This is a genomic window from Vibrio coralliilyticus (genome assembly GCF_024449095.1).
GTDB classification, from domain to species: domain Bacteria; phylum Pseudomonadota; class Gammaproteobacteria; order Enterobacterales; family Vibrionaceae; genus Vibrio; species Vibrio coralliilyticus_A.
Genome location: NZ_CP024627.1, coordinates 2,042,591 through 2,068,186 on the forward strand (window position 1 = coordinate 2,042,591; position 25,596 = coordinate 2,068,186).

18 protein-coding genes are annotated in these 25,596 nt (G+C 44.7%); 6 read left to right on the forward strand and 12 right to left on the reverse strand.

The window, feature by feature from the left end; translation table 11 throughout:
- Window positions 1–79: 79 nt before the first annotated feature.
- The 6 genes from CTT30_RS09570 to CTT30_RS09595 form a co-directional block, all read right to left on the reverse strand.
- Window positions 80–1,024, reverse strand: coding sequence for a glutathione S-transferase family protein (locus tag CTT30_RS09570; protein ID WP_252034925.1), 945 nt, complete (start codon window positions 1,022–1,024; stop codon window positions 80–82).
- A gap of 158 nt (window positions 1,025–1,182) precedes the next feature.
- Entirely contained in the window at window positions 1,183–2,175 is a 993-nt protein-coding gene (gene oppF, locus CTT30_RS09575) for a murein tripeptide/oligopeptide ABC transporter ATP binding protein OppF (protein ID WP_286037045.1), read from the reverse strand.
- Window positions 2,172–3,143: an ABC transporter ATP-binding protein gene (locus CTT30_RS09580; RefSeq protein WP_239837381.1), complete on the reverse strand. Its 972-nt coding sequence runs from the start codon at window positions 3,141–3,143 to the stop codon at window positions 2,172–2,174. Before CTT30_RS09580 ends, oppF begins: the two co-directional genes overlap by 4 nt.
- A gap of 50 nt (window positions 3,144–3,193) precedes the next feature.
- Window positions 3,194–4,096: an oligopeptide ABC transporter permease OppC gene (oppC, locus tag CTT30_RS09585; protein WP_239837288.1), complete on the reverse strand. Its 903-nt coding sequence runs from the start codon at window positions 4,094–4,096 to the stop codon at window positions 3,194–3,196.
- Window positions 4,097–4,110: 14 nt separating this feature from the next.
- Window positions 4,111–5,031 (reverse strand): oligopeptide ABC transporter permease OppB, encoded by a 921-nt coding sequence (gene oppB / locus CTT30_RS09590; protein WP_239837289.1) that lies wholly within the window; start codon window positions 5,029–5,031, stop codon window positions 4,111–4,113.
- Window positions 5,032–5,168: 137 nt separating this feature from the next.
- Window positions 5,169–6,800: an ABC transporter substrate-binding protein gene (locus tag CTT30_RS09595; RefSeq protein WP_252034927.1), complete on the reverse strand. Its 1,632-nt coding sequence runs from the start codon at window positions 6,798–6,800 to the stop codon at window positions 5,169–5,171.
- 626 nt (window positions 6,801–7,426) lie between these two features.
- Here CTT30_RS09595 and CTT30_RS09600 point away from each other — a divergent pair.
- The gene (locus tag CTT30_RS09600) at window positions 7,427–9,703 is read left to right on the forward strand and encodes an Ig-like domain-containing protein (RefSeq protein WP_239865846.1); all 2,277 of its coding nucleotides are present in this window, start codon (window positions 7,427–7,429) and stop codon (window positions 9,701–9,703) included.
- Window positions 9,704–9,706: 3 nt separating this feature from the next.
- A complete protein-coding gene (locus tag CTT30_RS09605; protein ID WP_252034929.1) occupies window positions 9,707–10,903 on the forward strand; it encodes an outer membrane protein transport protein in 1,197 nt (398 codons plus the stop codon).
- A gap of 68 nt (window positions 10,904–10,971) precedes the next feature.
- Here CTT30_RS09605 and CTT30_RS09610 read toward each other — a convergent pair whose 3' ends face one another.
- From CTT30_RS09610 to CTT30_RS09630, 5 genes are all read right to left on the reverse strand, one after another.
- Complete coding sequence (locus CTT30_RS09610) at window positions 10,972–12,645, reverse strand: pyridoxal phosphate-dependent decarboxylase family protein (protein ID WP_252034931.1); 1,674 nt, start codon at window positions 12,643–12,645, stop codon at window positions 10,972–10,974.
- Between the two features lie 26 nt (window positions 12,646–12,671).
- On the reverse strand, window positions 12,672–14,567 hold the full coding sequence (locus tag CTT30_RS09615) for a methyl-accepting chemotaxis protein (protein WP_252034933.1): 1,896 nt from the start codon (window positions 14,565–14,567) through the stop codon (window positions 12,672–12,674).
- A 330-nt stretch (window positions 14,568–14,897) separates the two neighbouring features.
- Complete coding sequence (locus CTT30_RS09620) at window positions 14,898–16,412, reverse strand: M28 family metallopeptidase (protein WP_524900740.1); 1,515 nt, start codon at window positions 16,410–16,412, stop codon at window positions 14,898–14,900.
- Between the two features lie 163 nt (window positions 16,413–16,575).
- On the reverse strand, window positions 16,576–18,018 hold the full coding sequence (locus tag CTT30_RS09625) for a serine protease (RefSeq protein ID WP_252034934.1): 1,443 nt from the start codon (window positions 18,016–18,018) through the stop codon (window positions 16,576–16,578).
- A 177-nt stretch (window positions 18,019–18,195) separates the two neighbouring features.
- Window positions 18,196–20,079: a methyl-accepting chemotaxis protein gene (locus CTT30_RS09630; protein WP_252034936.1), complete on the reverse strand. Its 1,884-nt coding sequence runs from the start codon at window positions 20,077–20,079 to the stop codon at window positions 18,196–18,198.
- A 436-nt stretch (window positions 20,080–20,515) separates the two neighbouring features.
- On the opposite strand from CTT30_RS09630, the gene CTT30_RS09635 reads away from it, so the two are divergent.
- The 4 genes from CTT30_RS09635 to CTT30_RS09650 all read left to right on the forward strand — a co-directional run bounded on the left by CTT30_RS09635 (window position 20,516) and on the right by CTT30_RS09650 (window position 24,868).
- Complete coding sequence (locus CTT30_RS09635; protein ID WP_252034938.1) at window positions 20,516–21,697, forward strand: lytic polysaccharide monooxygenase; 1,182 nt, start codon at window positions 20,516–20,518, stop codon at window positions 21,695–21,697.
- Window positions 21,698–21,941: 244 nt separating this feature from the next.
- The gene (locus CTT30_RS09640) at window positions 21,942–23,984 is read left to right on the forward strand and encodes an NHL repeat-containing protein (RefSeq protein ID WP_252034940.1); all 2,043 of its coding nucleotides are present in this window, start codon (window positions 21,942–21,944) and stop codon (window positions 23,982–23,984) included.
- A 10-nt stretch (window positions 23,985–23,994) separates the two neighbouring features.
- Window positions 23,995–24,228: a hypothetical protein gene (locus CTT30_RS09645; protein WP_252034942.1), complete on the forward strand. Its 234-nt coding sequence runs from the start codon at window positions 23,995–23,997 to the stop codon at window positions 24,226–24,228.
- Window positions 24,229–24,304: 76 nt separating this feature from the next.
- The gene (locus tag CTT30_RS09650; RefSeq protein ID WP_252034945.1) at window positions 24,305–24,868 is read left to right on the forward strand and encodes a hypothetical protein; all 564 of its coding nucleotides are present in this window, start codon (window positions 24,305–24,307) and stop codon (window positions 24,866–24,868) included.
- On the opposite strand, the gene CTT30_RS09655 is transcribed toward CTT30_RS09650, so the two are convergent.
- A complete protein-coding gene (locus tag CTT30_RS09655; protein ID WP_252034947.1) occupies window positions 24,869–25,573 on the reverse strand; it encodes an ABC transporter ATP-binding protein in 705 nt (234 codons plus the stop codon). It abuts the gene before it with no gap.
- Between the last annotated feature and the right edge of the window lie 23 nt (window positions 25,574–25,596).

Genomic DNA, 25,596 nt, shown 5'->3' on the forward strand with positions numbered 1-25,596 from the left:
CCCTCTAATTTTTAGAGGGCTTTTTTAGATTCATTATTTCTCTTAAACACACTCTGCTTACTTACACCTCAATCCGACACTAGAGGCTTTCACGCCCATGAGCAGATTCTAGATCAAGTTCAGGACCTTTCGGGACTACCTGTGTTGGGTTAATGCCTGTGTGGCTAAAGTAATAATGGCGCTTAATATGATAGAAATCTGTCGTATCGGCGATGCCTTCAACTTGATACAGCTCTTTCATATAACCATGCAGATTTGAGTAGTCCGAAATGCGCCGTTTGTTACATTTAAAATGGCCAACATAAACGGCATCAAACCGAATCAATGTCGTAAACAATCGCCAATCGGCTTCCGTTATCTGGCCACCCGCAAGATATCGGTGCGTTGCAAGATGAGCATCAATACGGTCAAGCGCATCAAATAAGCTATCGTAAGCTTCTTCATATGCATCTTGAGTCGTCGCAAAACCACAGCGATATACGCCATTATTCACATTAGGATAAATATAGTTATTCCACTCATCGATTAAAGCGCTCAAATCACTTGGATAATAGTCATCATAATTACCAGTAAGCTCGTTAAACTCAGAGTTAAACATGCGAATGATTTCTGAGGATTCATTACTCACGATAGTATTATGTTTCTTATCCCACAGCACAGGCACCGTCACTCTGCCTGTGTAGTTTGGTTTTGCTTGGGTGTAAATTTGGTGCATGCGCGTATGACCGAATAAAGGTTCAGGTAAACCCATCTGCCACCCCTCTCCCATCATATCTGGACATACCACAGTCACATCAATATGCGCTTCTAGCTGTTTCAACTTTCTAAATATCAGGGTGCGATGAGCCCATGGACAAGCTAGAGAAACATACAAATGATAGCGGCCAGATTCAGGCTGAAACTTCGCATTAGCTTTGTTTTCTACCCAATCTCGGAAACCCGCATCTTCGCGAATAAACTTACCTCCGCTGGTTTTCGTATCGTACCAAACATCATGCCATTTACCTTCAACTAACTTACCCATATCTCACTCTCAACTGGTTCATATTTATGAGCTAAGTATAGAAAAAGCCAACGTACTCTAAAGCAGAATAAGTTGGCTTTGTTGTTCGAATTATTTGAAGTAAAAAAAGCGCGACCCCCGAAGGATGCCGCGCTTAAGCCCGTCACAGGCTGAATCGATTAGACACTAACATGTAGGCAAGATACGGCATGTACATCATTACCCTGAATCGACGGTTTGGTGTTAGCGCACGCTTCCGTTGCTTGCGGGCAACGAGTACGGAATACACACCCCGAGGGAGGACTGATTGGTGATGGAAGATCTCCCTCTAACATCTCAATATGTTTGTTGCGCTCAAGCTTTGGATCAGGAATTGGTACTGCAGACATCAGCGCGCGAGTGTACGGGTGCTTTGGATGGGCAAACAGTGCTTCTGCTTCACCAAGCTCAACCGCATTACCTAGGTACATCACTAACACTCGGTCCGAAATATGTTTAACTACCGATAAATCATGCGCGATAAATACCAATGACAATCCTAGTTCTTTCTGTAACTCTTTAAGTAAGTTTACAACCTGAGCTTGAATAGATACATCAAGTGCCGATACCGGTTCATCGCAAATAATCATCTTAGGTCTCAAGATAAGCGCTCGAGCGATACCAATACGCTGACACTGCCCCCCAGAGAATTCATGCGGATAGCGGTTGATCACGTTTGGCAGAAGGCCTACTTTCGCCATCATCTCTTTAACGCGATCTTTTACTTCCTGCTTTGATAGCTCAGGGTAAAAAGTTTCAAGAGGTTCAGCAATAATGTCGCCCACTGTCATACGCGGATTTAGCGATGCCAAAGGATCTTGGAAAATCATTTGGATATCTTTACGTGTTTCACGTCGCTGAACGTCTTGCATCTTGGTTAGGTCTTGCCCTAGCCAAACGACTTCACCATCCGTTGCTTCAACAAGACCAATGATTGCTCGAGCAAATGTCGACTTACCGCAGCCTGATTCACCGACGACACCTAGTGTCTCACCTTCATAAAGGCGTACGTTAACACCGTCGACGGCTTTCAGATTCGAAGGCTTAGACCATGGCCATGCCGATTTAGACGCGATGCTAAAGTGAACTTTAAGATCGGATACATCCAGAATTAATTTTTTATCTGCACTCATTTTTCCCAAGCCTCCCATTCTGAAAAACATGCACGCTGACGACCATCTCCAAATGGCGTTAAGATTGGCGCTTCACGCTTACAATGATCCATCACGCGATGACAACGCTCTTGGTAAGGGCAGCCTTGTGGTAAACGAAGTAAGTTAGGCGGGTTACCCGGAATTGTAGGTAGAATTTCACCTTCTGTATCCAGACGAGGAATTGCTTTTAGCAGACCTTCAGCATAAGGATGGCTAGGATTATAGAAAATTTCATCGACAGTACCGTACTCCATTGTACGACCCGCATACATAACCAATACTTTGTCACAAGAACCCGCAACAACACCCAGATCGTGAGTGATCATAATGATAGCGGTATTGAACTCATGCTTGAGTTCATTAAGTAGCTCCATAATCTGCGCTTGAACCGTCACATCGAGTGCCGTTGTTGGTTCGTCGGCAATCAGCAGTTTAGGACGACACAATAGCGCCATCGCGATCATCACACGCTGACGCATACCGCCTGAAAACTCATGCGGGTACATAGTGATACGCTTACGTGCTTCCGGAATCTTCACGGCTTCAAGCATGCGTACTGATTCTTCGAATGCTTCAGCTTTGCCCATACCTTTATGAAGCATCAGTACTTCCATCAACTGATCGCTGACTTTCATGTATGGGTTCAAAGACGTCATCGGGTCTTGGAAGATCATCGCGATCTGTTCGGCACGTACTTTGTTGAGTGCTTTTTCTGGAAGGTTAAGAATCTCTTTACCTTCAAATTTCGCGCTACCTGAGATAATGCCGTTCTTAGCAAGTAATCCCATAATAGCGAATACAGTCTGTGATTTACCTGAACCAGACTCCCCTACAATACCTAGGGTCTCACCTTGATTCAGAGAGAAATTCAAATCGTTTACTGCGGTTACAATACCATCTTGAGTAGTAAATTCGACACGCAGATCTTTGACATCTAATAAGCTCATCATTGCTTCCTTAATCTTTTATAGCTTTTGTTTTTATTTGCTATTCAGTTTTATCTGTCCTTAGGATCCAGCGCATCGCGCAGACCGTCACCAACGTAGTTGAAGCAGAATAGAGTCACAACCATGAATGCTGCAGGGAATGCAAGCTGCCAGATTGCTACTTCCATTGTCTGAGCACCTTCTTGAAGAAGGGCGCCCCAACTTGTCATTGGCTCCTGAACACCAAGACCAAGGAATGATAGGAATGATTCAGTCAAAATCATGCTAGGGACAAGCAAAGTCGAATAGACGGCTACGATACCCAAAACATTTGGCACAATATGGCGAGTGATGATTTTCCACTTACTCACACCACACACATGTGCCGCTTCAATAAACTCTTTGCTGCGTAAGCTCAGAGTTTGACCACGAACAATACGCGCCATATCTAACCAAGCAATTGCACCAATCGCAACGAAGATAAGAATGATGTTACGACCGAAGAAGGTCACCAGTACAATGACGAGGAACATAAATGGAATCGCGTAAAGGATTTCCAAGATACGCATCATAATTCGGTCTGTCTTACCACCAATAAATCCTGAAGCCGCACCGTAAAGCGTACCGATCAATACCGCGACTAACGCACCCATTACACCGACCATCAATGAAATCCGGCCACCCACCAAGGTACGAACATAAAGGTCTCGTCCTAAACTGTCGGTACCAAACCAGTGCTCCATCGAAGGGCCTGCGTGCATTGCATACCAATCAGTATCTTCGTAAGTGTAAGGTGCTAGCATTGGCAGGAATATCACCGCCAAAGTGATGAGTAGAAGAACGAACAAGCTCACCATCGCTGCTTTATTACGCATAAAGCGAATGCGAGCGTCTTGCCATAAACTGCGACCTTCAATTTCTAAGTTCTCTGAAAACTTTTCGATCGCTTCTAAATTCTCTTTTTTCGTTAACATAATGTGACTCCAATTTAGTAGCGAATTTTTGGATCAATATACGCAAGTAAAATATCGACTACTGCGTTAAATAGGATGAATAAGAAACCAATAAGAATGGTTACACCCATAACCAAAGAGTAATCGCGGTTAAATGCAGCGTTAACGAATAGCTTTCCGATTCCCGGTAAGCCAAAAATAGTTTCAATGACGACAGAACCCGTAATGATACCCACAAATGCAGGTCCCATATAAGATACGACAGGCAACAAAGCTGGCTTTAGAGCATGCTTAATTACGATGTATGTATAACTGAGACCTTTAGCTCGTGCTGTACGGATAAAGTTACTGTTTAAGGTTTCAATCATCGAACCACGAGTGATACGAGCAAAAGTAGCAACGTATAACAGCGACATACCGACAACCGGTAATGCCATGTATTTAAACGAACCATCTTGCCAGCCCCCAGCAGGGAACCAACCTAAGTTAATCGAGAAAATATAGATGAGTACTGGCGCCAACACGAAGGAAGGCATCACGACCCCGAGCATCGCGGTCGCCATTATAGAATAGTCAAGCCACGTGTTTTGCCGTAGTGCAGCTATAGTTCCTACTGATACACCCAGTATGACGGTAAAGATAAAAGCAGCGAAGCCAACTTTAGCAGAAACGGGCAAAGCATCTGATATAAGCTCATTTACTGTAAAGTCTTTATATTTGAATGACGGCCCGAAATCACCAGAAATGATATTTGTTAGGTACGTCGTATATTGCTCGAATACAGGCTTATCCAGGCCGTATTTAGCGTTGATATTAGCCATAACCTCTGGTGGAAGCGGACGCTCACTAGAGAATGGGTTACCAGGCGCGAAGCGCATAAGAAAGAAAGATACTGTGATCAATACCAACATAGTTGGGATCGCTTCAAATATCCTTTTCGCGATGAATTTAAGCATAAACTCACTCTTTCAGTCTGTGACGGTTAAAACAAAAGGTAACAATCCAAACCATTCCATAAGTTTGGACTGAAATAAGGCGCTACATGCGAGTTCTCACATGTAGTGCCAAATTTTTATAGTTCTATCAGCTCAGATTATTGAGCTTTGATGTAGAGGTCTTTCGAGAAGATCTTATCTTCTGCGTTATTTGATGGGTATCCACCAACATTGGTCGAAACAAGACGAGATGTTACATATTGGTAGATAGGAGCAATAGGCATATCACGTGCAAGCAGCTTCTCAGCTTCTACATACAGCGCTTCTCGCTCTGCATCAGAAGTCGCAGCCATCGCTTTTGCCATTACTTCATCATACTCTTTACTATGATACTTAGGATCATTCGAGCTGTTATTAGACTGCATCAAAGATAGGAAAGACGATGCTTCGTTGTAATCACCACACCAACCTGCTCGCGTCACGTCAAAGTTACCTTGACGACGTGTATCCAGATACGTCTTCCATTCTTGGTTTTCTAGAGAAACATTGACACCAAGAGATTTCTTCCACATTGACTGGATTGCAGTCGCAATCTTCTTGTGGTTTTCGGAGGTGTTGTACAACAGCGTGAATGACAGTGGATTTGACTTGTCAAAGCCCGCTTCAGCCAACAACTCTTTTGCTTCGGCTATACGTTGTTTTTGAGAAAGCGAGCCGTATTGAGGCAATTCAGGATTGAAACCTGCCGTAATTTCAGGAGTCAAGAAATAAGCTGGCTTCTGACCTTGACCAAGAATAGCATTGGCAACCACATTACGATCTATAGCATAAGAAAGAGCCTTACGTACGCGAACGTCATCAAACGGTGCTTTCTTGTTATTAAAGCCGTAGTAGTAAGAACATAGGTTGCCTTTCACTGAGACAAATTCAGGATGTTCTTTCTTCAGACGCTTAAAGTGTTCAATCGGAAGTTCGTTGGTGATTTGAATTTCACCAGACAAGAAACGGTTCATTTCTGCTACTTGGTTTTCGATAGGTAAGAAAGTTACCTTATCAAGTACCGTGTGTTCATTATCCCAGTAGTTTTCATTGCGCTTAAGTTCAATACGTTCATTGACAACCCAGTTATCTAAAACGAACGCACCATTACCCACAAAGTTTTCTGGTTTTGTCCACTTATCGCCAAATTTTTCAACAGTTGCTTGGTGTACAGGCTTAACTGTTGTATGACCCATCATCTTCACAAAGTAAGGCACTGGTGTTTCTAGTTCAACAACTAGAGTGTGCGCATCCACTGCTTTAACACCCAAAGATTCCTTGTCTTTTTTCCCTGCGATGATATCAGCTGCATTAACCATTGTGGTCATTTCTAGATACCATGCGTAAGGTGAGGCAGTCGCAGGGTCAACAACTCGCTTAAAGCTATAAACGAAATCATTAGCTGTTACAGGATCACCATTTGACCATTTCGCATCTTTGCGTAGATGGAAAGTAAACGTTTTGTTATCCGTAGTTTCCCAAGACTCTGCGACACCAGGAGTAGTATTACCATCCGCGTCTTGATTCACTAAGCCTTCTAACAAATCACGAATAACGTGAGATTCAGGTACACCTTCTGTTTTATGAGGGTCAATCGACGCGACCTCAGTACCGTTACCACGAACTAGTTCTTGTTTTTCAGCTAACTGAGTTCCTGCAGGAACATCTGCAGCTAGTGTTGCGGTAGAAGTAGCGGCGACAGCCAGACCTGCACCTAGAAGAAGGGCTTGAGTGATTTTGTTCTTATACATGAGTAAAACTCCAAGTTTTTCATTTGCATCCATGACGTCTTCATAAGGCCACTAGAACGGACAGTGATTTAGATCTGTTTAGTGCAAAAATTAAGCACAAAAATCTAAAGCCCTATAAAGATTGCAGCACACATTATCAATCATCGGTGTAATTTGCCATAAAAATGTAGCGAAAAATCGTTTAATTCTCCGACCAGTGCAACATTTTGGTAAAAAACACTACTGAAAAAAGGATTCCCAGTTTATTAGAATAAGAAATTATTCAGACTTAGATTGAAATGCCAATTAATCTAATAAGACACCTGTTTTTAGCATCTTATTCTAAAGATTGTGCAAAAGTTTTAACAAAAGTTATGTAAGCAAGCTAACATTTAACTACTTTCGTCTTACCAAAATAGCATTCTGTGAAGTTAATCACTCTGTTGCACAAGATATATGCTCCGCTCCACACTTAGACACTCTTCTCGACCCATACATTTTTTTAACATCTCAATAACAATGGTTAAGTTTATAAAAAATAAGTATTTTTAGGTTTTTATTAGCTTTTTTTAAGCTTAATCATTTGTGAGAGAGCCGTATGAGCATTCATATACCGCTACCCCCACAACTGTATAGGCACCTCTATTATGAGAAAGCTCAATATACTAGCTATCTCACTATCTGCCGCATTTATGCTCGCTGGCTGCGATGGTGAAGAAAGCACGACAGAAAACATTGCGGTACAAGTTCCATTTTCCTCTAACAGCATCCCAATGCCGAACGATGGCTATGGTTACGATGAGGATGGTACTATCTCCCTACCCAATGAACCTTCCTCTATTCAAAATTACTCAACGCGCGAAGAGTACGAGGCCTACTACCAAAGTTTTGAAACCAGCTTTGCTGCAGTTGACGGTTGGGGACTCTGTGTGGAACCTATCGAGATCCCACTGGATAGCGTAAATTCGGGTCAAGTACCTGCTATAGACCCATCGTCGCTAGTAGGTAACGTACTGCTACTGGATAGTTCAGGAAATGAAATTGACGGTACCAAGCTGACAAGTGATGGTCGCCAGTTAACTATCCAGTGTAGTGCCGCCCTGCAACCTGGTACTTCCTACTACCTTGCTGTCACAAATGGCGTAAAAACCACTCAAGGCACGCCATTACAGCCTTCAAGCGGATTCACTCAACTACTTAATACATCTCCAAATGAATTAGATGAGCACGAACAATGGCTACAAAGCACCACTCAAGAGGCTGTCGATGTTTACCACACAACTGCTAACCCACACAGCCTCGTTTATGCCGCTAAGTTTACGACCCAAAATAGTTACGCCATTATTGACACCATAGTGGAACAAACTCGTACAAGTGTCCCAGCTCCAAGGGTTGATATGAGTTTGAGTACCGAAGATCACAAGATCGATAGAAAAAAGGGATGGGTGATAGTCTCCACTAAACTCACCACTAATAATTATTTACCCTTCACACAAGAAATTGCAGATAGTGAAGGCTGTACTTTAGACCGCTTCGACCCTATTGCAAGCTGCCCTTCTATGTATCGCTGGATGACCGGTGAGAATGGGGAAGCACTAACCAAGAAAGGGTTTGAAGAAAACGATACGAAAATCCAAGTTTACAACGACTCTTCAACTTTAATTGACGTCGACTTTTACTTACCGAAGAATGACGATACCAATACCCCAGACAAAGCTGCGTCATTCATTGAAGATCTCACTAACCCTGTAGTTATCTTTAATCATGGTATTACCGCGGATAGAACATCGGCAGAGTTGATGGCGAAGAAGTACACGGATAACGGGTATATCGTTGCTGCTATCGATATGCCTTACCATGGCAGTCGAATTGTAAATGACTCAAACGGTCTCCCGATTAGCGCCGCAATAGACAAGTCTTACTTTATTAATATTTCTTCACCGTTAGCGTTAAGAGCGAACTTACATCAAGCCGTCAGTGACTTTATTGGGCTGAGATGGGCCCTAAATTTTGGTCACCCAGACCAAGACCGAGAAGTACATCTCGTCGGCCACTCATTGGGCGGTATTATGTCAGTGATGACAACTGAAGCCACCTTTAGTCCAGATGGGACAACTGCCCCTTCAGAGGTCATCGAAGGCCTAGGATTAAAAACGTCCACTTTCGCCGTACCTGGTCAAGGTTTAGTTAACGTCACTTTATCTTCATTAACACTAGGGCCAGAGATGGAACAATCCGTCAAGAAGTCCCCGGATGTGCAACGTGGCATTGCAGAAACCTTGCTGCCTAATTTATGTCAGCCTGAAAACAGCAACCAAGAATGTATTGAAGCGCTTGAAGCAAACTCTGATGCACTAGCAGATAGTATCACTATGTTAGAAGACGAGATTTATGCTGCCGTCATTCCAATCCTCCGTCAGGGTGTTCAACAGACCATTGATAGTTCGGATCCAGCGGGTAAAGTCTCTCGCCAACGCGAAGCTAAACAACCAACATTGCTGATTGAAGCAAAAGGCACCTGTCGAGGTACTTGTGAGATAGGGGACTACATGCCTGACACTGTGGTACCTAATTCAGCAGACAATAATACGATGACCGGCACAGAACCTTTGATTCGTGCTCTTGGATTGGAGCCTATTTTGGAGACGGCAAACGATCCAAATGGACTTAGAGGAGTAATCAGAGCAACTGTTGGTGGGCACGGCACATACCTCTTCCCTTATGAGGGGCCAATGGATGAAACTGGACTGCCTTCAATCTCTGAACTGGGTGCAGTGGAAGCCTCTCGTCAAACCCAACAAGATGCGGTTTTGGAAATGATCCAGACAAAAGGTGAAGATATCACTCTAGACGCAACTGATAATGAGAACATTATTGATACTAATGACTTTGATGATATAGCCCACAGTGAAGAGGTAAATTAATCCATGAAAAAGATCGTAATCTACACATTACCTCTCGTTGCTCTACAAAGCCACGCAGCAGGCTTTCAGCTTAACGCCCAGTCAGCGACTGGCTTAGGGCGTGCCTATGCCGGCGATGCCATTATTGCCGACAACGCTTCTGTTGTATCAAAAAACGCAGCAGCCATGAGCTTGATCGACAAGCCAATGTTTTCAGTCGGTGCAGTGAATATCGCCAGCCAAGTAGATTTCAGCAATATTCGCTACACGCCACCAAGCTCAACAACCCAAGTTATTGACGATACAGGACTCGATAACAGCACCTTGGTGCCTAACGCTCACCTTGTATACCCACTTGAGGGAACAAAGTGGACGCTAGGCGCGACGGTTCACTCAAACTTTGGTACCGACGTTGAATTTGAAGATAGCTTTGAAGCTCCGATCTTTGGTGGAAAAACTTACCTTAGCAGCATCAATGCTGGCTTTTCTGCGGCCTACCAGTTAAATGAAGCTTGGTCTCTTGGTGGTGGCATCGATATTATTTACGGTGAGGGTGAGATATCTCGGACACCTAATAGTGCTAACCCACTTCGGATTGATGCAGACGGCGTAGGACTTGGTTTCAACCTAGGTGTTGCCTATGTTGTCGATGAAAACAACCGATTTGGACTGTCGTACCGATACAGCCCTGAACTGACAGCCGAGGGCGACGTATATGCCTGGGAGCAAGGGAAGACTGATAGTGTCGATATTCCTCTTCCAGATATCGTTGAGTTCTCCGGCTATCACAAACTCAATGCTAAGTGGGCCGCACACTACAGCCTACAATACGTTGCTTGGTCTGAGTTTGATAAGCTGACTTCGGAAAACTACAGTACATCGATTAAAGATTATGAATGGAAGAATGCAGGTCATGTTTCTGTTGGTGTAACACACTATCTAAACAAAGATATAGAGCTACGAGCAGGTTATATGTACGACCTTTCTCCTGTTGACCAAATCAGCTCGCTATCAATTCCTGATACTGACAGACATTGGTTTACCTTTGGTGGCTCATACGCAGCAACGGATCAACTCACCTTAGACTTATCCATTGGTTATCTGACAGGCGAACAAGCAGCAATCAATGAATCGCAAGCCATTGTTGACGAATACAACATCGAGGCAACGGTGAATGCCAGCGCTTGGTTATTTGGCGCACAACTGAACTACTCGTTCTAGATTGCGAGTTGTTAACAATCAAAGCCAGCATCTCTGCTGGCTTTTCTGAACTAAAAGTCAGCACCGCCCTAGCTAATCAAATAATCTGCAAACTCATCAATATGACAGCGCTTGGTGTACGGGTTCAAAAACACAGCTTTTTCTCCCGGTAATGGCAAACAATTCCCTAGTAAGTCGTAGTCGGTATGAGTGATGGACTCGACCCAATTAGTGTTAAGCCCCTGCCTTTGCCGCTTAAGAAAATGATTTCGATGATAAAACGTGTTCTTTACCAAATCATCGACCGTAGCGTCACCTTGCTTGATGGACAGTTCTTTTTCATATAGGTGCAACACTGAAACCGTGTCTTTAGGATAAAGTCGAAACGCGACAGATGGACCATGGTTACCTTCACACACCGCCTTACATCCGGGTATTTCGCTCAGTCTCAGGCGAAAATAATTAGCGTTTTGTAGCCCATGTGCTAGCACAACCTGATAACCTTCTTTACCAAGGAACTGCAACGCAGAGTAAGCAGAAAACACACCGACCGCACCGCGCGAACACTCGATAGTTGATTGTAAATGCGTCTTTTGTTTAAGCTGAGATTCGAAATAAGAAAAGTAGCTTGGCTCTTGTCTTAAGTCTTCAAAATCCTTCTTGTCTCGTACCATTAACAAGCTCGAGGTATAAGGCGCGTAGCCCCACTTTTGAAAATCAACGGTAAATGAATCGGCCTCTTTCAGACCAGCCATCATCTTCTTTAGGTATCGTACGCTGGTTAAAGTGGCGTTATTAATGGAGAGTGGATTGTCTTGAGTGTCGTAATCCAGAAAAAACAATAAGCTCCAGCCTACCGCGGCATCGACGTGAATGTGAGGTTTGCGAGTCATTTCGTATTTGCGAGACAAGCGCTCAGACAAGTCACGTACTCGTTTTACATCATCAATCGCAAATGTATCAGTAGTACCGCAAGTCAACATTATGGTTGGAACGACGACCCCTTGCTTGAAACAAGTCTCTAATTGACACTCCAAATCATCAAGACAAATCTGATTATTTCGATTAATACGTACCCGAATAACCTGTCTTTCAAGGTCAAGCCCTAAAAGGGACAAGTTGGTCATATTTGAGTAGTGCCCCGATTCAGAGTTGACCATACAAAATCGTCGCCCCGCCACTCCTTGTGATTTCGACTTTGGGAATGATTTACGTAACCCAAACAGGTAGCCATAAAGATTGCAAAAGGTGCCACCCTGAGTAAATAGGCCTCCAGCAATTTTCGGATCGTACCCAGCTAATCGGGCAATCTGACGTACGACCATTTTCTCTAGCTCTACAGCCATACCCGCATACTCGCTGTAGACTAAGTTTGGGTTTTTCAATGTCGCCAACATCGCCCCATGAATTGCAGGGTCACAAGGTGTCGAGATAACATTCTCAACCGACGTTGGATCTTGCCAATCTTTGCTGTGATGGGCAGCAAACAAAGCTAATGGATCAAATGCCTCTGCAGGCGCATGCATCCGCTCTGGAATATCGTCACGCTCACGCAGAGCTTTTTCCAATTGGCGATAATCTTGGGTGGAAAAAGGTGATTTTCTACTGGCAAGCATACTTACCTCAGGGGAGGCAAATAGGGGCCATAACCGCTTATCACGACTAAAAAAACGGCGAATCACCTCATTATATTTCTTCACATAATGGGGGGATAACGCATTCGCTTTTAAGCCATCTTTTTCGAGTGTTGCAGTATGGTTCATACCCATCTCCTAGTGGCTTAAAAGAGTCATTTTAATTTGAAGTTGGCGACTAACCTTTCTAACTCATGGTTGGACTCACTGAGAGATTCTGTCGCAGCAACGGTTTGCTGACCACTGCTCACTAACGATTCAACAATCTCTCTGATGGATAACATGTTGCGACTCAACTCTTCAGCAACCGTACTTTGCTCTTCCGTCGCCGCCGATATCTGAGTGCTGACATCGTCAATTTCTTTCACCGAAACACTCATCATGCCAAGACTTTCTGACACTTCTGACGTTTTCTCTGCCGTAGATTGGCACTGCTCTTTCGTCGCTTCCATCGCACGAACCACACTTTCAGTGCCATCAAGAAGTTGGCTCAACATGTCAGAGATTTCGGTCGTGCTGTTTTGTGTTCTGGCAGCAAGCGCTCTGACTTCATCTGCAACGACAGCAAAGCCCCGGCCTTGCTCACCTGCACGTGCCGCCTCAATAGCAGCATTCAGCGCCAGCAAATTCGTTTGCTCGGATATTTCACCAATGACGGTCAGAACCTCACTGATGCGATTAGCGTCTTGCTTCATACTGACAATTCGGCCAGACATATCATCAACTTCAGTGACCAACGCACTGACGGTCGATACTGCGGTATTAACAATACCTAGTGACGATTGCGCCTCACCACTCGCCGCTTCAGTAATTCTATTGGATTGATGAACATTTTCAGCCACTGTCCGTGCGCTCTCACTCATTTCAGTAATCGCGGTGACCACTTGCTCAGTTTCGCTCGAATGGTTCAAAAGTTTCGATTCATTCTCTTTTGCGGTTTGACCGAGTTGGACAAGGCTGGAAGAAATGCTTTGACTCGCTTGTGAAATTTGCAACATCATCTGCTGCAGGTTTTCGACAAACTGATTAAAGCCTTGACTGATTTCTCCTAAGTCATCATTACTGCTGACTTCAAGGCGTTGAGTTAAATCCCCGTTGCCTTGTGACAAGTCTAGAACTGCAGATTTTAAACCTAGCAACGGCTTATAAGCGTAATGAAGAATGACAAAGATGGCGCCAAAGCTGACAAGGAAAAGCAAAAAGCCTGTAATGATCGCTTCTTGTTCCGCTTGGTCAACATGGGCCAAGGCGGTGGCTTGATCAACAAACACCATTAATGTCCAGTACATATTGTCAGTGAGATTCACCCGCTGAAAATAGCCATCAAATTGAATACCAAGGTATGGAAAGGTCAAGTGCCCCGCTTGTCTTGAGCTAAACATCCGCTCCATTTCAATAAAGTTCGGGCTCACCTGCGATGGTGTACGACCAATATCATTAGGGTCATCACTAGCAAAAAACACCGCATTTTGATCAGTGAGTGTCGCGGCACCACCAGCAAAACGCATATCACTAACTGTTCGGATGATCTCGCCGAGCTGAATATCACCCAGTAACACCCCCACAACTCTGCCACCTTGTTTAACAGGCATGGTCGCACTCACCACCTTTTCACCAGTGACTTTGTCTTGGTAAATATCTGTCAGTGCCACTGAGGAAGCTACTTTTGCCGCTTTGTACCAATCACGAGTTCTGAAGTCGAATTGATTGCTACTCTCGACAGACATATAGTTACGTCCATCTTCATAGGTCATGATGACATTAGAAATCCCTGCGCTTTTGGCAAGTAGATTAACCATTTTCTGATTATCAGCATCAGATAAGCTAGGGTCGAATTGCTCTGCACCGGTGGCAATAGCATTGATACGGAACTGCATCAACTGCTCAAGTTCAGTCACATGAAAACTCAGCTTGTTTTGAGTCTCATTTATCAACGACGTGACCATTTTTTCTTTCATAGATAGGATGTTCAGCGTGCCAAGAACAATCAAAGAGATGGTCACCAGCAAACCGACACCGAGATAGATACGCGTTTTAAAACCTATATTCATTACGCCTCCTCACTTCATGAACGAGCGATAAAAAGAACGTAAGGATGAATTCCGGTCTGCATTTTAATTTGTATATAGGTTGCTGAACAATTATCAGCAAATCGTGAGCTTGTGCCCACATCAAACCGTCTATACACCCAGCCAACACAATTACCTTAGCTTGATATCACAAATATATGCAACAATTATTATATAAATTTATTATCCTTAGAAAGGAAAAAGCGATGAGAAAATCGGGGAAGTCTATATTCTTTATGCTTTAATTCAGCGGCTTAAACAATATGAAAGCTAGGTAAGATGGCCCTATAAAGAGCCATCAATAATTCGCTCTTAGCGTGTGGAAGCTTCAAGCGTGACACCGTTAAACGAAGAGTATCCGTTTAGCAAAACATGGTAAGTACCCGGTGTGGCATTACTGAATGTACAAGTCTCGCTATTTCCATAACGGTATGGTCGGCAGTCCCAATTCTGCTTACTGGCTTCCGAACCGAACTTAACGTAAAGATCCACATCACCTGAGCCACCCGATGTTTTAACCTCAAGTGTTTTTGAAGAGGTTAGTTCAAAACGGTAGGCAAGCTCAATACCTGCCGATCCAGAGACTCCCGTCACTGGCACACTATCTTGTAGTACATTATCAACAGGTGGTGTATCCCCAGAGGCATTCCCCATCTCCACTGCGTAAGCAAGACCAAGCTTAGTAAATTTGGTTGCATGAGCACCAGTGGGGTCCGAATTCTCTAAGGTATCCTGAGAGGTGTGAATCTTAGGGTTATAGTCATTAAACTTTGACTCAAAAGGCATCGCAGCAGAATATCCAGCATTGTGCCAAGAAGCGTGGTCAGAACACGCATAACCACAACGATCATAACCATAACTCAACGCTGGTAGGTATTCGTCAAGCAGGTTAGCTAAAAACTGAGTCAGGCTGCTGTCGGTGTAATCGGTGATGAAGACGATATCTTGTGTAGAGCCTTGATAGTTGGTCATATCCAACTGAAGGGCAGACACCACATTTTTGCCCTGAGATTTGTAGGAGTTGGCAATATCCTGAGAGCCGCGTAGCCCTACTTCTTCGGCGGCATAAGCCATAAAGGCCATCGAGCGTTTAGGCTCGAAGTTGTTCTCAGCCAGAATACGAATTATCTCAGTCACACTTGCGATGCCCGACGCGTCATCGTCAGCACCGGGGGCAATTGTGTGTTCATCCGTTCGTGAGCCAACAGTGGAATCTAGATGACCACCAATCACAACCCATTCATCAGGGCTTTCTGACCCCTGAATCGTCAAGATCACAGATTTCTGGTTGTAACCTGAGTGAGAAAACTGCTCAACACTGGCATTAGACAGGCCAGAAACCAAGGAACGCCACTCGCTGGCTATCCAATCAGACGCTTGAGCACCAGAAGTGGTGGTGTAAAAACGGTTGTTGAAGCTCGTCAGTGAAGTGATTGTGCCAGTAATCTGCGCAGGATCAACTTGCGGTAACCAAGCATTGACTGTTGTTTGCTGGGAAATGTCAGGGATTGAGAAACTATTAAGGGACAATGGCATAGCGCTCGCCGCCATTGCACTCTGAGCGGAAGAGTGGACCATATAGCCACCACAACGGTGATGCTTTTCATGCATGTTGTGAGACAATTCTGCCAGTTCCGTTTCATCAACCTGGCCGACCCAAACACTCCCACTACTAGCCAATGAATTCGGCAGCACAGCTTGTGCCCCTGATTTCGCTACGGTTTTGGATGCATCAGCACCGATTGATATCCATACTTTGTCTTCTGCGTGTGCATTTATGAAAGCCGTGGAAAGCGCCATAGCCAAAAGCGTTTTAGTGTAGTTCATTATCTCCTCCATGGAGTTTTATAAAATCACCAAAACTTAGGATATTTATTTACATTTTGAGAATTATTCGTTTTACATCAATCCGTAACAATAAGTTGTCACTTTTATATCAATAACAAGAATAGTTAATAAGGGCACCGAAGTGCCCTAAGCTTGACTCAGACTATTTTGTCGTTACAGACAAGGTAACACCTGAAAAATTGCTGTACGCATTGAGCATGATGTAAAGATCTTCACTCGCATCCACTGCATCACACGACTCCGTATTACCAGAGCGATATGGTCTGCAGTCGTAGGCATTTCTGGTTGGTTGAAGTCCTGAACGAACATACAGATCAGCATCACCCGATCCCGATGCAATAGACACCGTGACGTCAGAGGTGCGTTTATCTGAGCGAAGGACATACATTTTCTGTTCACCTTTCGTGAGCGTAATACCAGACAAAGGTGTATCTAGACTCAGCTCGGTGATATCACTTCCTGGTTGTTCCACCATGCCGTCCGGCAGAGTGTTGTTAAAATGGCTCGCCACTTTTGGCCAGATTTTACTGATTTTCACCCCTTGGTTTTCACAACCACCAAAATGATGCAGCGCAATGGCTTTGTTGCTGCTGGTTTTGAGTACTGGCGAACCTGAAGAGCCGCCAATAGTGTCACAGAAGTAACCTGTATCGGTGTTCACTCCACGGCCATTGGCTGAGGCAACATCAATTTGACACAGTCCGGAGCCATTTTGATCGCTTTCAATCGCGAGCTCTTTCGGGTTACCCGATCCATGTTGTGGGATATAGATACCATCGCCATAGGTCGGCTCAGACGCATCAAGACCTAGATAACCAAACGAGGCGATTTTGGCGAAGTCATCAACAGTAAAAAGCGTGTAGTCCAGCTCATAATCTGTGCTGAGCATTTGGTCACCCATCACTTTGACGGTCGTCGACATTGACCCGTTACACGTTGAGCGTTGGTAGTTAAACCAGACTTCGGTGTTTTTCAGCTCGGTTTCGCTCTCAACACAGTGGTTGTTGGTAAACATGCGGTTGTCCGGGCCTACGCGCCATGCGGTACATAGACTGCGACCATTGATCAGCAATCGCGCGACTGGCGTTGTCCATGCGACTTTCTCTGGATGTGAATCTTCCCAACACGCCACATCTTTTCGCTCATTTACCCCACAGGTGGAAAGCGTCGACATCTCCTGAACCGCCGTATCTTTACCTGCCATGTAATAATCGAGCTCAAACTGTCCTTGCTGGCCTTTGGCATTCGCAATCAGTTCGATAACAAGTGCATCGCCTGAGATAGATTGTGCGAACCAATCTAGCTGACTGTCGGTGTACTCAACCACCTCATCCGTCGTGGCGGATTTAACACGTAAAATAGCCCCTTTTGGCAGTGAAAGTTGTTTGAAGTGCAGCTTAATGAACGCAGCCCCTTGATGTTTCACTACCTGACTCAGATGTTGACCAGAAATGCCGGTTAATTCTGCATCTGATAGTGTGAATTTCACTTCATCAGCAATGACAGGCAACGCTGTATCTGCCATCGCGACTGGAGTGATAAAACATGCAATAGCCAACCCAACGTTGCATAAATTTGTCTTCATTATTTTTTCCTTTTTGGTTTATTTGTGTTGTCCCAAAAACAAACATATGCAGAAAAAACCAATAAGCAATTTATTGCATATTGGTTTTGAGTAAAGAAATTTGAACAGGTCGCTTTATTAAGGTGAATAAAAAGGCACTCAAAGAGTGCCTTAATCAAGATATAATTTATTGAAATATCAGAGTTTAAATGTCGAAACTTTGGCCATCAATTCGCCAGAAAGCCCCTTCACTGTGCCCGCTTCCTGCGAGCTTTCCTGAGCGCTATGAACTAACTGATCAGCGACATCTTTGATCGAGGTAATATTCTGCGTAATCTCATTCGTAACATGGGTTTGCTCTTCAGCCGCTGTCGCGATTTGTGTCGCCATGTCACTAATGGTTTGAACGGCAGTATTAATCTCTTCCAATGCCACACTCGCCTTGTCCGCATCTTCCACAGAATGCGTCGCCAGAGCGGAGCTGTTTTCCATCAACTTAACGGCATTACCGGTAGTAACTTGCAGCGTATCGATCGTCGCTTTTATTTCTTCAGTTGAATCATGAGTACGCTGAGAAAGCACTCGAACTTCATCAGCAACAACCGCGAAGCCTCGTCCTTGTTCACCTGCACGCGCAGCCTCAATCGCTGCATTCAGTGCCAGCAAGTTGGTTTGCTCAGCAATACCTTGAATCGTCGCCAGAACGGTTGAAATATCCTGAGAGTGGCGGTTTAACTCTCCAACAACATTGCTTGCTTCTTGCAGCTCGTTGGCGAGACGGTTAATGGAGTTTTTGTTTTCCAGAACAACAGCACGACCATTTTCGGTGTTTTTCGCCGAACCTTGCGCAGAGTGCGCGGTTTGCTCAGCATGGGAAGCAATTTCAGCAGTTGCAGAGGCCATCTCTGTTACCGCTGTTGCCACCATAGTAATTTCCTGCTGCTGATGGTTTATCTCATCCACATTACGGTTTGCACGTTGGTTACTAACTTCCGATTGCTGAGATAATTGCTGGGACTGCTCTCGTATATGAGCAATCAACTGATGCATACTACCGACAAAGGTGTTGAAGTTATTGGCAAGCTGACCCACTTCATCGTTGCTGTCTACTGCCAGTCTCTGAGTAAGATCACCACTACCATGTGCGATTTGTTCTAGCGCATTGGAGACATTGGTCAATGGGCGGAACAAAATGCCACACAACATGTTAAACAAGAAAGTACAGACAATCACCACAAGAATAGTTACAGCGATTTGCCCCCACACAGCACTGTAGAGAGGAGCCACTAAGGATTCACGATTCAACACAGTAACAGTGATTAGCGGAGTCCCTTGAATCGGTGCTGCATACACGACACTTAGCTCGCCATTAACATCCGTATAAACAACACTGCCTGAACTCATCGCCTGCTGAATCACACCGAAGTCTAGTCCAAGTTGTTGTACAGGCTGATTAAGCAGTTTTGTATCTCGGTGTGTGAAAACGTTACCTTGTTGGTTGGCGATAAACATGTAACCTTCACCGGGAAGGATGACTTTATCTAGCCCTGAGATAATGTCGGTAATTTCAACATCCGCCCCCAACACAACGTTTTCGCCACCTAGACTGACCACGCTACCTAAAGAGACCACATTTGCACCTGTCGCTGCCGCTACCGTTGGGTTGTCCATGAAAACCTTGGATGGGTTCTTCATCGCATTGATGTACCACCCCCATTTACGCGGATCGTCATTACCCGGCGGTAAAACGACACCATTAGCGTTATCTTGAGAACCGTCGGGATAAGCAAGGAATACATTATCTAAACCTGCAGAGTTCTTAACTTGCTTGAGGTTACTGACTATCGAATCCATATTGGCATCAGGCACGATTGACGTCAGCGCTCGCTCTTTAGATTCGATCCAATCTGACACATATTGGTTGTAGGAAGCTGTAGAGCTTTCTAGTCGCTGAGTCACTTCAATATCTAAACGCTGTAAAGAAGCCCGAAAAGACAATAGCTCTACCAATAAACCGCCAACAATAATGGCAATACTGGCTGACAATGCCAGTTTGTTCTTTAAAGACAAGTTTTTAAACATAGGACAACCTTGTTTGATTATTTTTATCATCATGCAGTACTAAGCTTTAGTTGCTCACCTACACAATTGCAAAGATAACGTACCCGCTTTGAGCCTCCCATTTAAAGAGTCATTCTTTGTATGGTTATCACGGATTTATTTCACACTTTAAAATAAAACAGTCATACGAACTATTTTTATTGGTAAATATCAACTTAATGATGACTTATGAATCTATACCAATAAGAGTAAATAAAATTTTTGAAGTGACTCGAAGGGAAAATTAACAGCCAGCAATACATTACTTATCGATGGGAACAATGTGGCAAATTGACATCAATGCGACGAGTTATTAGTCACCTAACACATCAATTTATAAAATCCTTGCTAGGTTGAGATCTCTGATAGCACATCGCTAGTGCTTCCAGATGATCAATAACCATTACAAGGAACGATTATGAAATCTTGTTTGAATGTCAGTTTAGCGACCATGGGCTGCCTGACAGCTCTAGCTTCCATTAATGTTAACGCCCACGGTTGGGTTGAGTTCCCAAGTGCACGCCAGAATACCTGCTACCTCGATGGTGGATTTTGGGACGACCAAATTCCCAACACCGCCTGTCAGACAGCATTTGATGAGTCCGGTGCCTACCCTTTTGTACAGCGTAACGAAGTGGCAGCCAATGTAGCAAACTATCGAGACATGGCGCATGTACAGGCTATCGTTAGGGATGGCACACTGTGTAGTGCTGGTGACAGTGCAAAAGCAGGGCTAGATGTTGCTTCACCACATTGGCAAAAAACAGCATTATCACTGGATTCCAACAATCAGTTTGAATTGGTGTTTAACGCCACCGCTCCACACAACCCATCTTACTGGCAATTTTACCTTAGTAAGCCGGAATACGACGCTAGCCAACCACTAACATGGTCTGATCTGGAGCTGATTGATACTGTAGGTAACCTTGCCGTCGGTTCGGACAAAAAATACAGAATGACAGTTACACTGCCTGCTAACAGAACAGGTGATGCCATCCTATATACCCGCTGGCAACGTGAAGATCCAGCCGGTGAAGGCTTTTATAACTGTAGTGACATTACCTTCAATGGGGATGGCAGCACACCTACCGACCCGACGGATCCAACCGATCCGGGCAATAACCTCTCTGTACTTGGTTACTATGTCCCGCAAGGGTTTGGGCCAGTGGAGTCTGGTGATACCGTTCGATTCCGCACCTTTGACCAGAGCGGCAGCGAGCAACACGATATCTCATTGGCGATCACCGCTAACAATACCAGTGAAGAAATCTGGTCTGCGGAGTTGGCTGGGCAATTTAACAGCCTGACAGTGGGCGCTTGGTTTATTGGCATCTGGCATGACGAAATGAACCACTATATGTTTGACTCGTCGAACATCTATGCCAATCAAGTTCACGCTCCAGCCGCAAACTTCAGCTATCAGTTGTCCTTGGTGAAAGGTGACACGCCACCGCCAACACAACCGGATAATGCTTGGTCTGCCGACAGCACTTATGAGCAAGGTGATGTGGTCACTCATAACGGCCGTTTATGGACAGCACAATGGTGGACACGGGGCGAAGAACCGGGCACTACCGGAGACTGGGGAGTGTGGCGCTAGTCTAAACTCAATATCTGCTCACGCTAATCCAAATCCCCACAATTTCTTGGGGATTTGGATTTTGATAAATCAGGCTCATAAAAGTCAGCATACTCCGCTATCTTAAACGAAAAACTTGAAGTGACACTGAAACGCGGCCAAATAAACAGCGTTCGTTCATATTAGTGGCGACGTGGTACTGTCATTTTTGACTGCTAAAGTTATGTATTGAGTTACATATAACTTATGTCAAAAGGCTAGAACCATGGGAATTGCATATCATACTTATATCGGCAAGCAGGTCACCCAATTGCCGAGCCTCCCCTGCCGCGCGGCAGGGAATGTTTCTCTTAATACGCCAGTAGGCAATTGCATCGATCACTTCGGCCGCATCTGGCTGGCAGACACCGCACACAATCGTTTGTTGGTGTTTGATGGAAAAATGAAAAAGTTACTCGCCAGTTTTGGTTCAGTGGGAAGTGGCAGCCAACAGTTTAATATGCCTTTTCGCCTTCTTCCTCACCCAGAAAAACCATGGATTTATGTCAGCGACATTGCCAACAAACGCATCCATATCCTTGAATACAATCAAGCGCTAAACATTCGATCCATTCACCGCTTCGGTGCGGGTGAACCCGTTAACCTCGAAGGGCCTAATGGGCTCGCGTTTTATAAAGGGAAACTATGTGTCGCTGATGAGTTTTACGAAGGGCTTGACAACGAGAGTCGTTTAGTCGTGTTTGATGAAAATGGAAACTGGCTAAAGGACATTAATGTTATTAATGCACAGGAGCCGGTGCACTTTCTTTGGCCACAAGGCCTAAGCTGCGATAATAATGGCCACTTATATGTTGCGAATACCGGATTCGCCACGATAGTTCGCTGCGACTGGGATGGCAAGCCAGTCCCCTTTGCCAGCGGAAAAACCTATCTAGAAGGCATTGACCTCGCTCGTGATGTATCAATTATTGATAACCGTATTCTTATACCCGGCGCGAAACCATATTCCATATCGGTCTATGACATCGATGGGCATTTCTCAGGCAGCTTGAATGGATTCTTCTCCCCCATTCAGATCACCAAAATGCATCAGGATACATTACTGATCACTGAGCCTATCTTAGCTTCCGTTCAAATTCACAAAGTTGATTGGGCTGATTTATCTCCTGAGTTGCCGACAACAACCATAGTTGTTGACCAGTTAAGTGATGAGCGGGATCAAAAAGGCCAGCTTCACTTCGTCACTTCAGTGGCAGGTAATACTTCACCCGCCGCTCAAAGTGGATACACCTGCCAATACCCTTTGCTCAATGCATGGTGGGATCAGCACTTCCAACAACAAGATAAGTGGCTAAACTCGATACACCAACTTGATGCACCGTCTTGGGTATCGATGGCTTTGAGCACACAGCTCGAATGGACGCAAAGATGGCAGCAAACTTGGGTCCGCATCTTCCTTGGCGATCAGTTTAACGATTCTAGTCAACTGCTATGGTTAGTTGATGCAGGTAACTATCAGCTTCAAGCGACTGAATACAATCGTCCAGACACTGCCAGGCCAAACAGCTTACCGCTGCTTCCTGGGTCTTTGGGTATCTGCTCTCTTACGCCTGCCATGCCATTCATTGGTCAGCTTAACCCCGAACTCCCGTTACTAGTTGTGAGTAACTACATCAGCGGTATTGTCACTATTTATCAATATGACGAGTTCATCGGTGAATTGGTGCCTTTTAGCTATTTTGGCGGTTTAGGCCACGCTGACTGGCAATTGTTTAAACCTCAAGGAATCGCGGTGGATCCAATCAGCCGAGATATATACGTTGCCGATTCTGGTAATAACCGTATCTGTCGCTGGCGACTGAATGCTCAAGGGATAGCTGGCTTAGTTAGTACATTCGGCCAAAAAGGTTACGGTGACCAAGATTTCTTTACTCCAACAGACATCACCATCACGCCAGACGGGCACAAATACATTACTGATCAGAACAACAACCGAGTCGTCATTTATGACCGCCATGACAAATACATAGGTAGCTTTGGCCAACAAGGTTACGGCACAGACAACGACAACTTCTTGTTGCCGACCAGTATCGATTTTGATGAGGGTAAATTGTTTGTATCGGATTTGGTCAACCGCGCGATTAAAATCTTCGATCAACAAGGCGAGTTTATTGATAGCTTTAGCGGATTTGGCGCTGATCCAAGCAAAGGCGAACTATGGATGCCCTACCTTCTTCATGCGCACAATCGAACCCTTTACCTACCTGACTGCGCTTTGAATCGCGTCAACGTATATAAAATCAGCTAAGGAGAGCGTCATGACATCAGTATTCGACAAAGCGAAGACCAAACGTCTGAAGCAAGCAACAACTAACATTTCTGAACAATCGGTTGAAGCCAGTGACAAGCTGATTCAGCAGTACCAGTGCGTCACTGAACACTGCCTCAATCAGCCATCCTCAAAAGAAACCCGTAAAAAGCTTGAGGAGTGGCACAGTGCTCATCAGGCTCATGCCATCAATCACAACTTATCTCCTCCACATGAAAATTAAATAAGCTGTATTTTTCATCTATACTCCCTAATAGGTATCGCTCACATAAGGTGTAAATATGGTAAGGAAACCATTCATGTTAGCCACAGCGCTTGCCATATCGGCGTGTCATCATGACGGTGAACTCAACTTAGATAATTCTAATTCAGACACAGATACTGGTACTGGTACTGGTACTGGTACCATCACACATATGGGCTGTAATGTCGCCTCCTATCAAGGGACACACTTAGACAGCACAAGTGCATCCGTAACTAAAACATATTATTGCCCTCCCACTACGGATGAGGTAACAACTGCTGGTTACACATACAGCTCATCAATCACAGAAGGCACCGTTACCTACGCCTTAATGAACGCCACTGAAATTTTAAACTTTTGTAATGGGGTATACAGCGGCGTTCCGCCGTTAACAGACTATACCTCATTCATCAATGCCAATAGTGTGGCGGAATTCGGTGATACCTCGGGTTCCTATGCTTGGCCTGTCTCTGCGGTATATTTCACATTACTCAATGGCAGTACTTGGGTCGAAGTGACACTGGATTCGTCAGGCGGTGCGACCGCAGACGTTGCAGGGGCAACGGCCATTGATGGGTCCAGCGAAAGAGCACTTGCTCTTTGTGTCACCTCACCATAACTACACTGCCTTATGAAAAGGTAGCCTGTCTGATATCACCTTACCGTCCTTGATGGTGATAATGCGCTTGGTTCGTTCAGCCAGCGCATTATCATGCGTAACAATAATTAAGGTTCGTCCTTCCGCATGTAACTGGTTAAACAAAGCTTCGATTTCAGCGCCTGACTTGGAATCCAGAGCACCGGTCGGCTCATCTGCCAAAATAATCTGCGGATCGTTAACCAGTGCTCGAGCAATCGCTACACGCTGTTTTTGGCCACCGGATAACTGATTCGGCTTATGATCGAGACGATCGCCCAGTCCAACCTGCTCAAGCAGTTTGGCCGCACGCTGACGACGCTCTTTGGCTTTAATTCCCGAATACACCAAAGGCAGTGCGACATTATCAAGTGCCGTTGCGTACTCAAGCAGGTTAAAGCTTTGAAAAACAAACCCGATTTTCTGGTTACGTATTCCCGCTAATTCATTGGCACTCAGTGCTGCCACGTTTTGTCCATCAAGCAAATAGTCACCATCGGTTGGTTTATCTAGGCAACCGAGCATATTCATCAGAGTGGATTTACCTGAGCCTGAAGGACCCAAGATGGAGAGAAACTCGCCCTGCTCAATCGTCAGCTCTACACCATCTAGTGCCCGAACTTCCACCTCACCGCTTGAGTAATACTTACAAAGATTCGTCAGTTGAACCAATGCATTATCTGACATAGTGACTCCTGATTTTTTGACCA

Coding starts and splice junctions, on each gene's coding strand:
- CTT30_RS09570 (WP_252034925.1), bottom strand. CDS start 1,024: ATGGGTAAGTTAGTTGAAGGTAAATGGCATGATGTTTGGTACGATACG.
- oppF (WP_286037045.1), bottom strand. CDS start 2,175: ATGAGTGCAGATAAAAAATTAATTCTGGATGTATCCGATCTTAAAGTT.
- CTT30_RS09580 (WP_239837381.1), bottom strand. CDS start 3,143: ATGAGCTTATTAGATGTCAAAGATCTGCGTGTCGAATTTACTACTCAA.
- oppC (WP_239837288.1), bottom strand. CDS start 4,096: ATGTTAACGAAAAAAGAGAATTTAGAAGCGATCGAAAAGTTTTCAGAG.
- oppB (WP_239837289.1), bottom strand. CDS start 5,031: ATGCTTAAATTCATCGCGAAAAGGATATTTGAAGCGATCCCAACTATG.
- CTT30_RS09595 (WP_252034927.1), bottom strand. CDS start 6,800: ATGTATAAGAACAAAATCACTCAAGCCCTTCTTCTAGGTGCAGGTCTG.
- CTT30_RS09600 (WP_239865846.1), top strand. CDS start 7,427: ATGAGAAAGCTCAATATACTAGCTATCTCACTATCTGCCGCATTTATG.
- CTT30_RS09605 (WP_252034929.1), top strand. CDS start 9,707: ATGAAAAAGATCGTAATCTACACATTACCTCTCGTTGCTCTACAAAGC.
- CTT30_RS09610 (WP_252034931.1), bottom strand. CDS start 12,645: ATGAACCATACTGCAACACTCGAAAAAGATGGCTTAAAAGCGAATGCG.
- CTT30_RS09615 (WP_252034933.1), bottom strand. CDS start 14,567: ATGAATATAGGTTTTAAAACGCGTATCTATCTCGGTGTCGGTTTGCTG.
- CTT30_RS09620 (WP_524900740.1), bottom strand. CDS start 16,412: ATGAACTACACTAAAACGCTTTTGGCTATGGCGCTTTCCACGGCTTTC.
- CTT30_RS09625 (WP_252034934.1), bottom strand. CDS start 18,018: ATGAAGACAAATTTATGCAACGTTGGGTTGGCTATTGCATGTTTTATC.
- CTT30_RS09630 (WP_252034936.1), bottom strand. CDS start 20,079: ATGTTTAAAAACTTGTCTTTAAAGAACAAACTGGCATTGTCAGCCAGT.
- CTT30_RS09635 (WP_252034938.1), top strand. CDS start 20,516: ATGAAATCTTGTTTGAATGTCAGTTTAGCGACCATGGGCTGCCTGACA.
- CTT30_RS09640 (WP_252034940.1), top strand. CDS start 21,942: ATGGGAATTGCATATCATACTTATATCGGCAAGCAGGTCACCCAATTG.
- CTT30_RS09645 (WP_252034942.1), top strand. CDS start 23,995: ATGACATCAGTATTCGACAAAGCGAAGACCAAACGTCTGAAGCAAGCA.
- CTT30_RS09650 (WP_252034945.1), top strand. CDS start 24,305: ATGTTAGCCACAGCGCTTGCCATATCGGCGTGTCATCATGACGGTGAA.
- CTT30_RS09655 (WP_252034947.1), bottom strand. CDS start 25,573: ATGTCAGATAATGCATTGGTTCAACTGACGAATCTTTGTAAGTATTAC.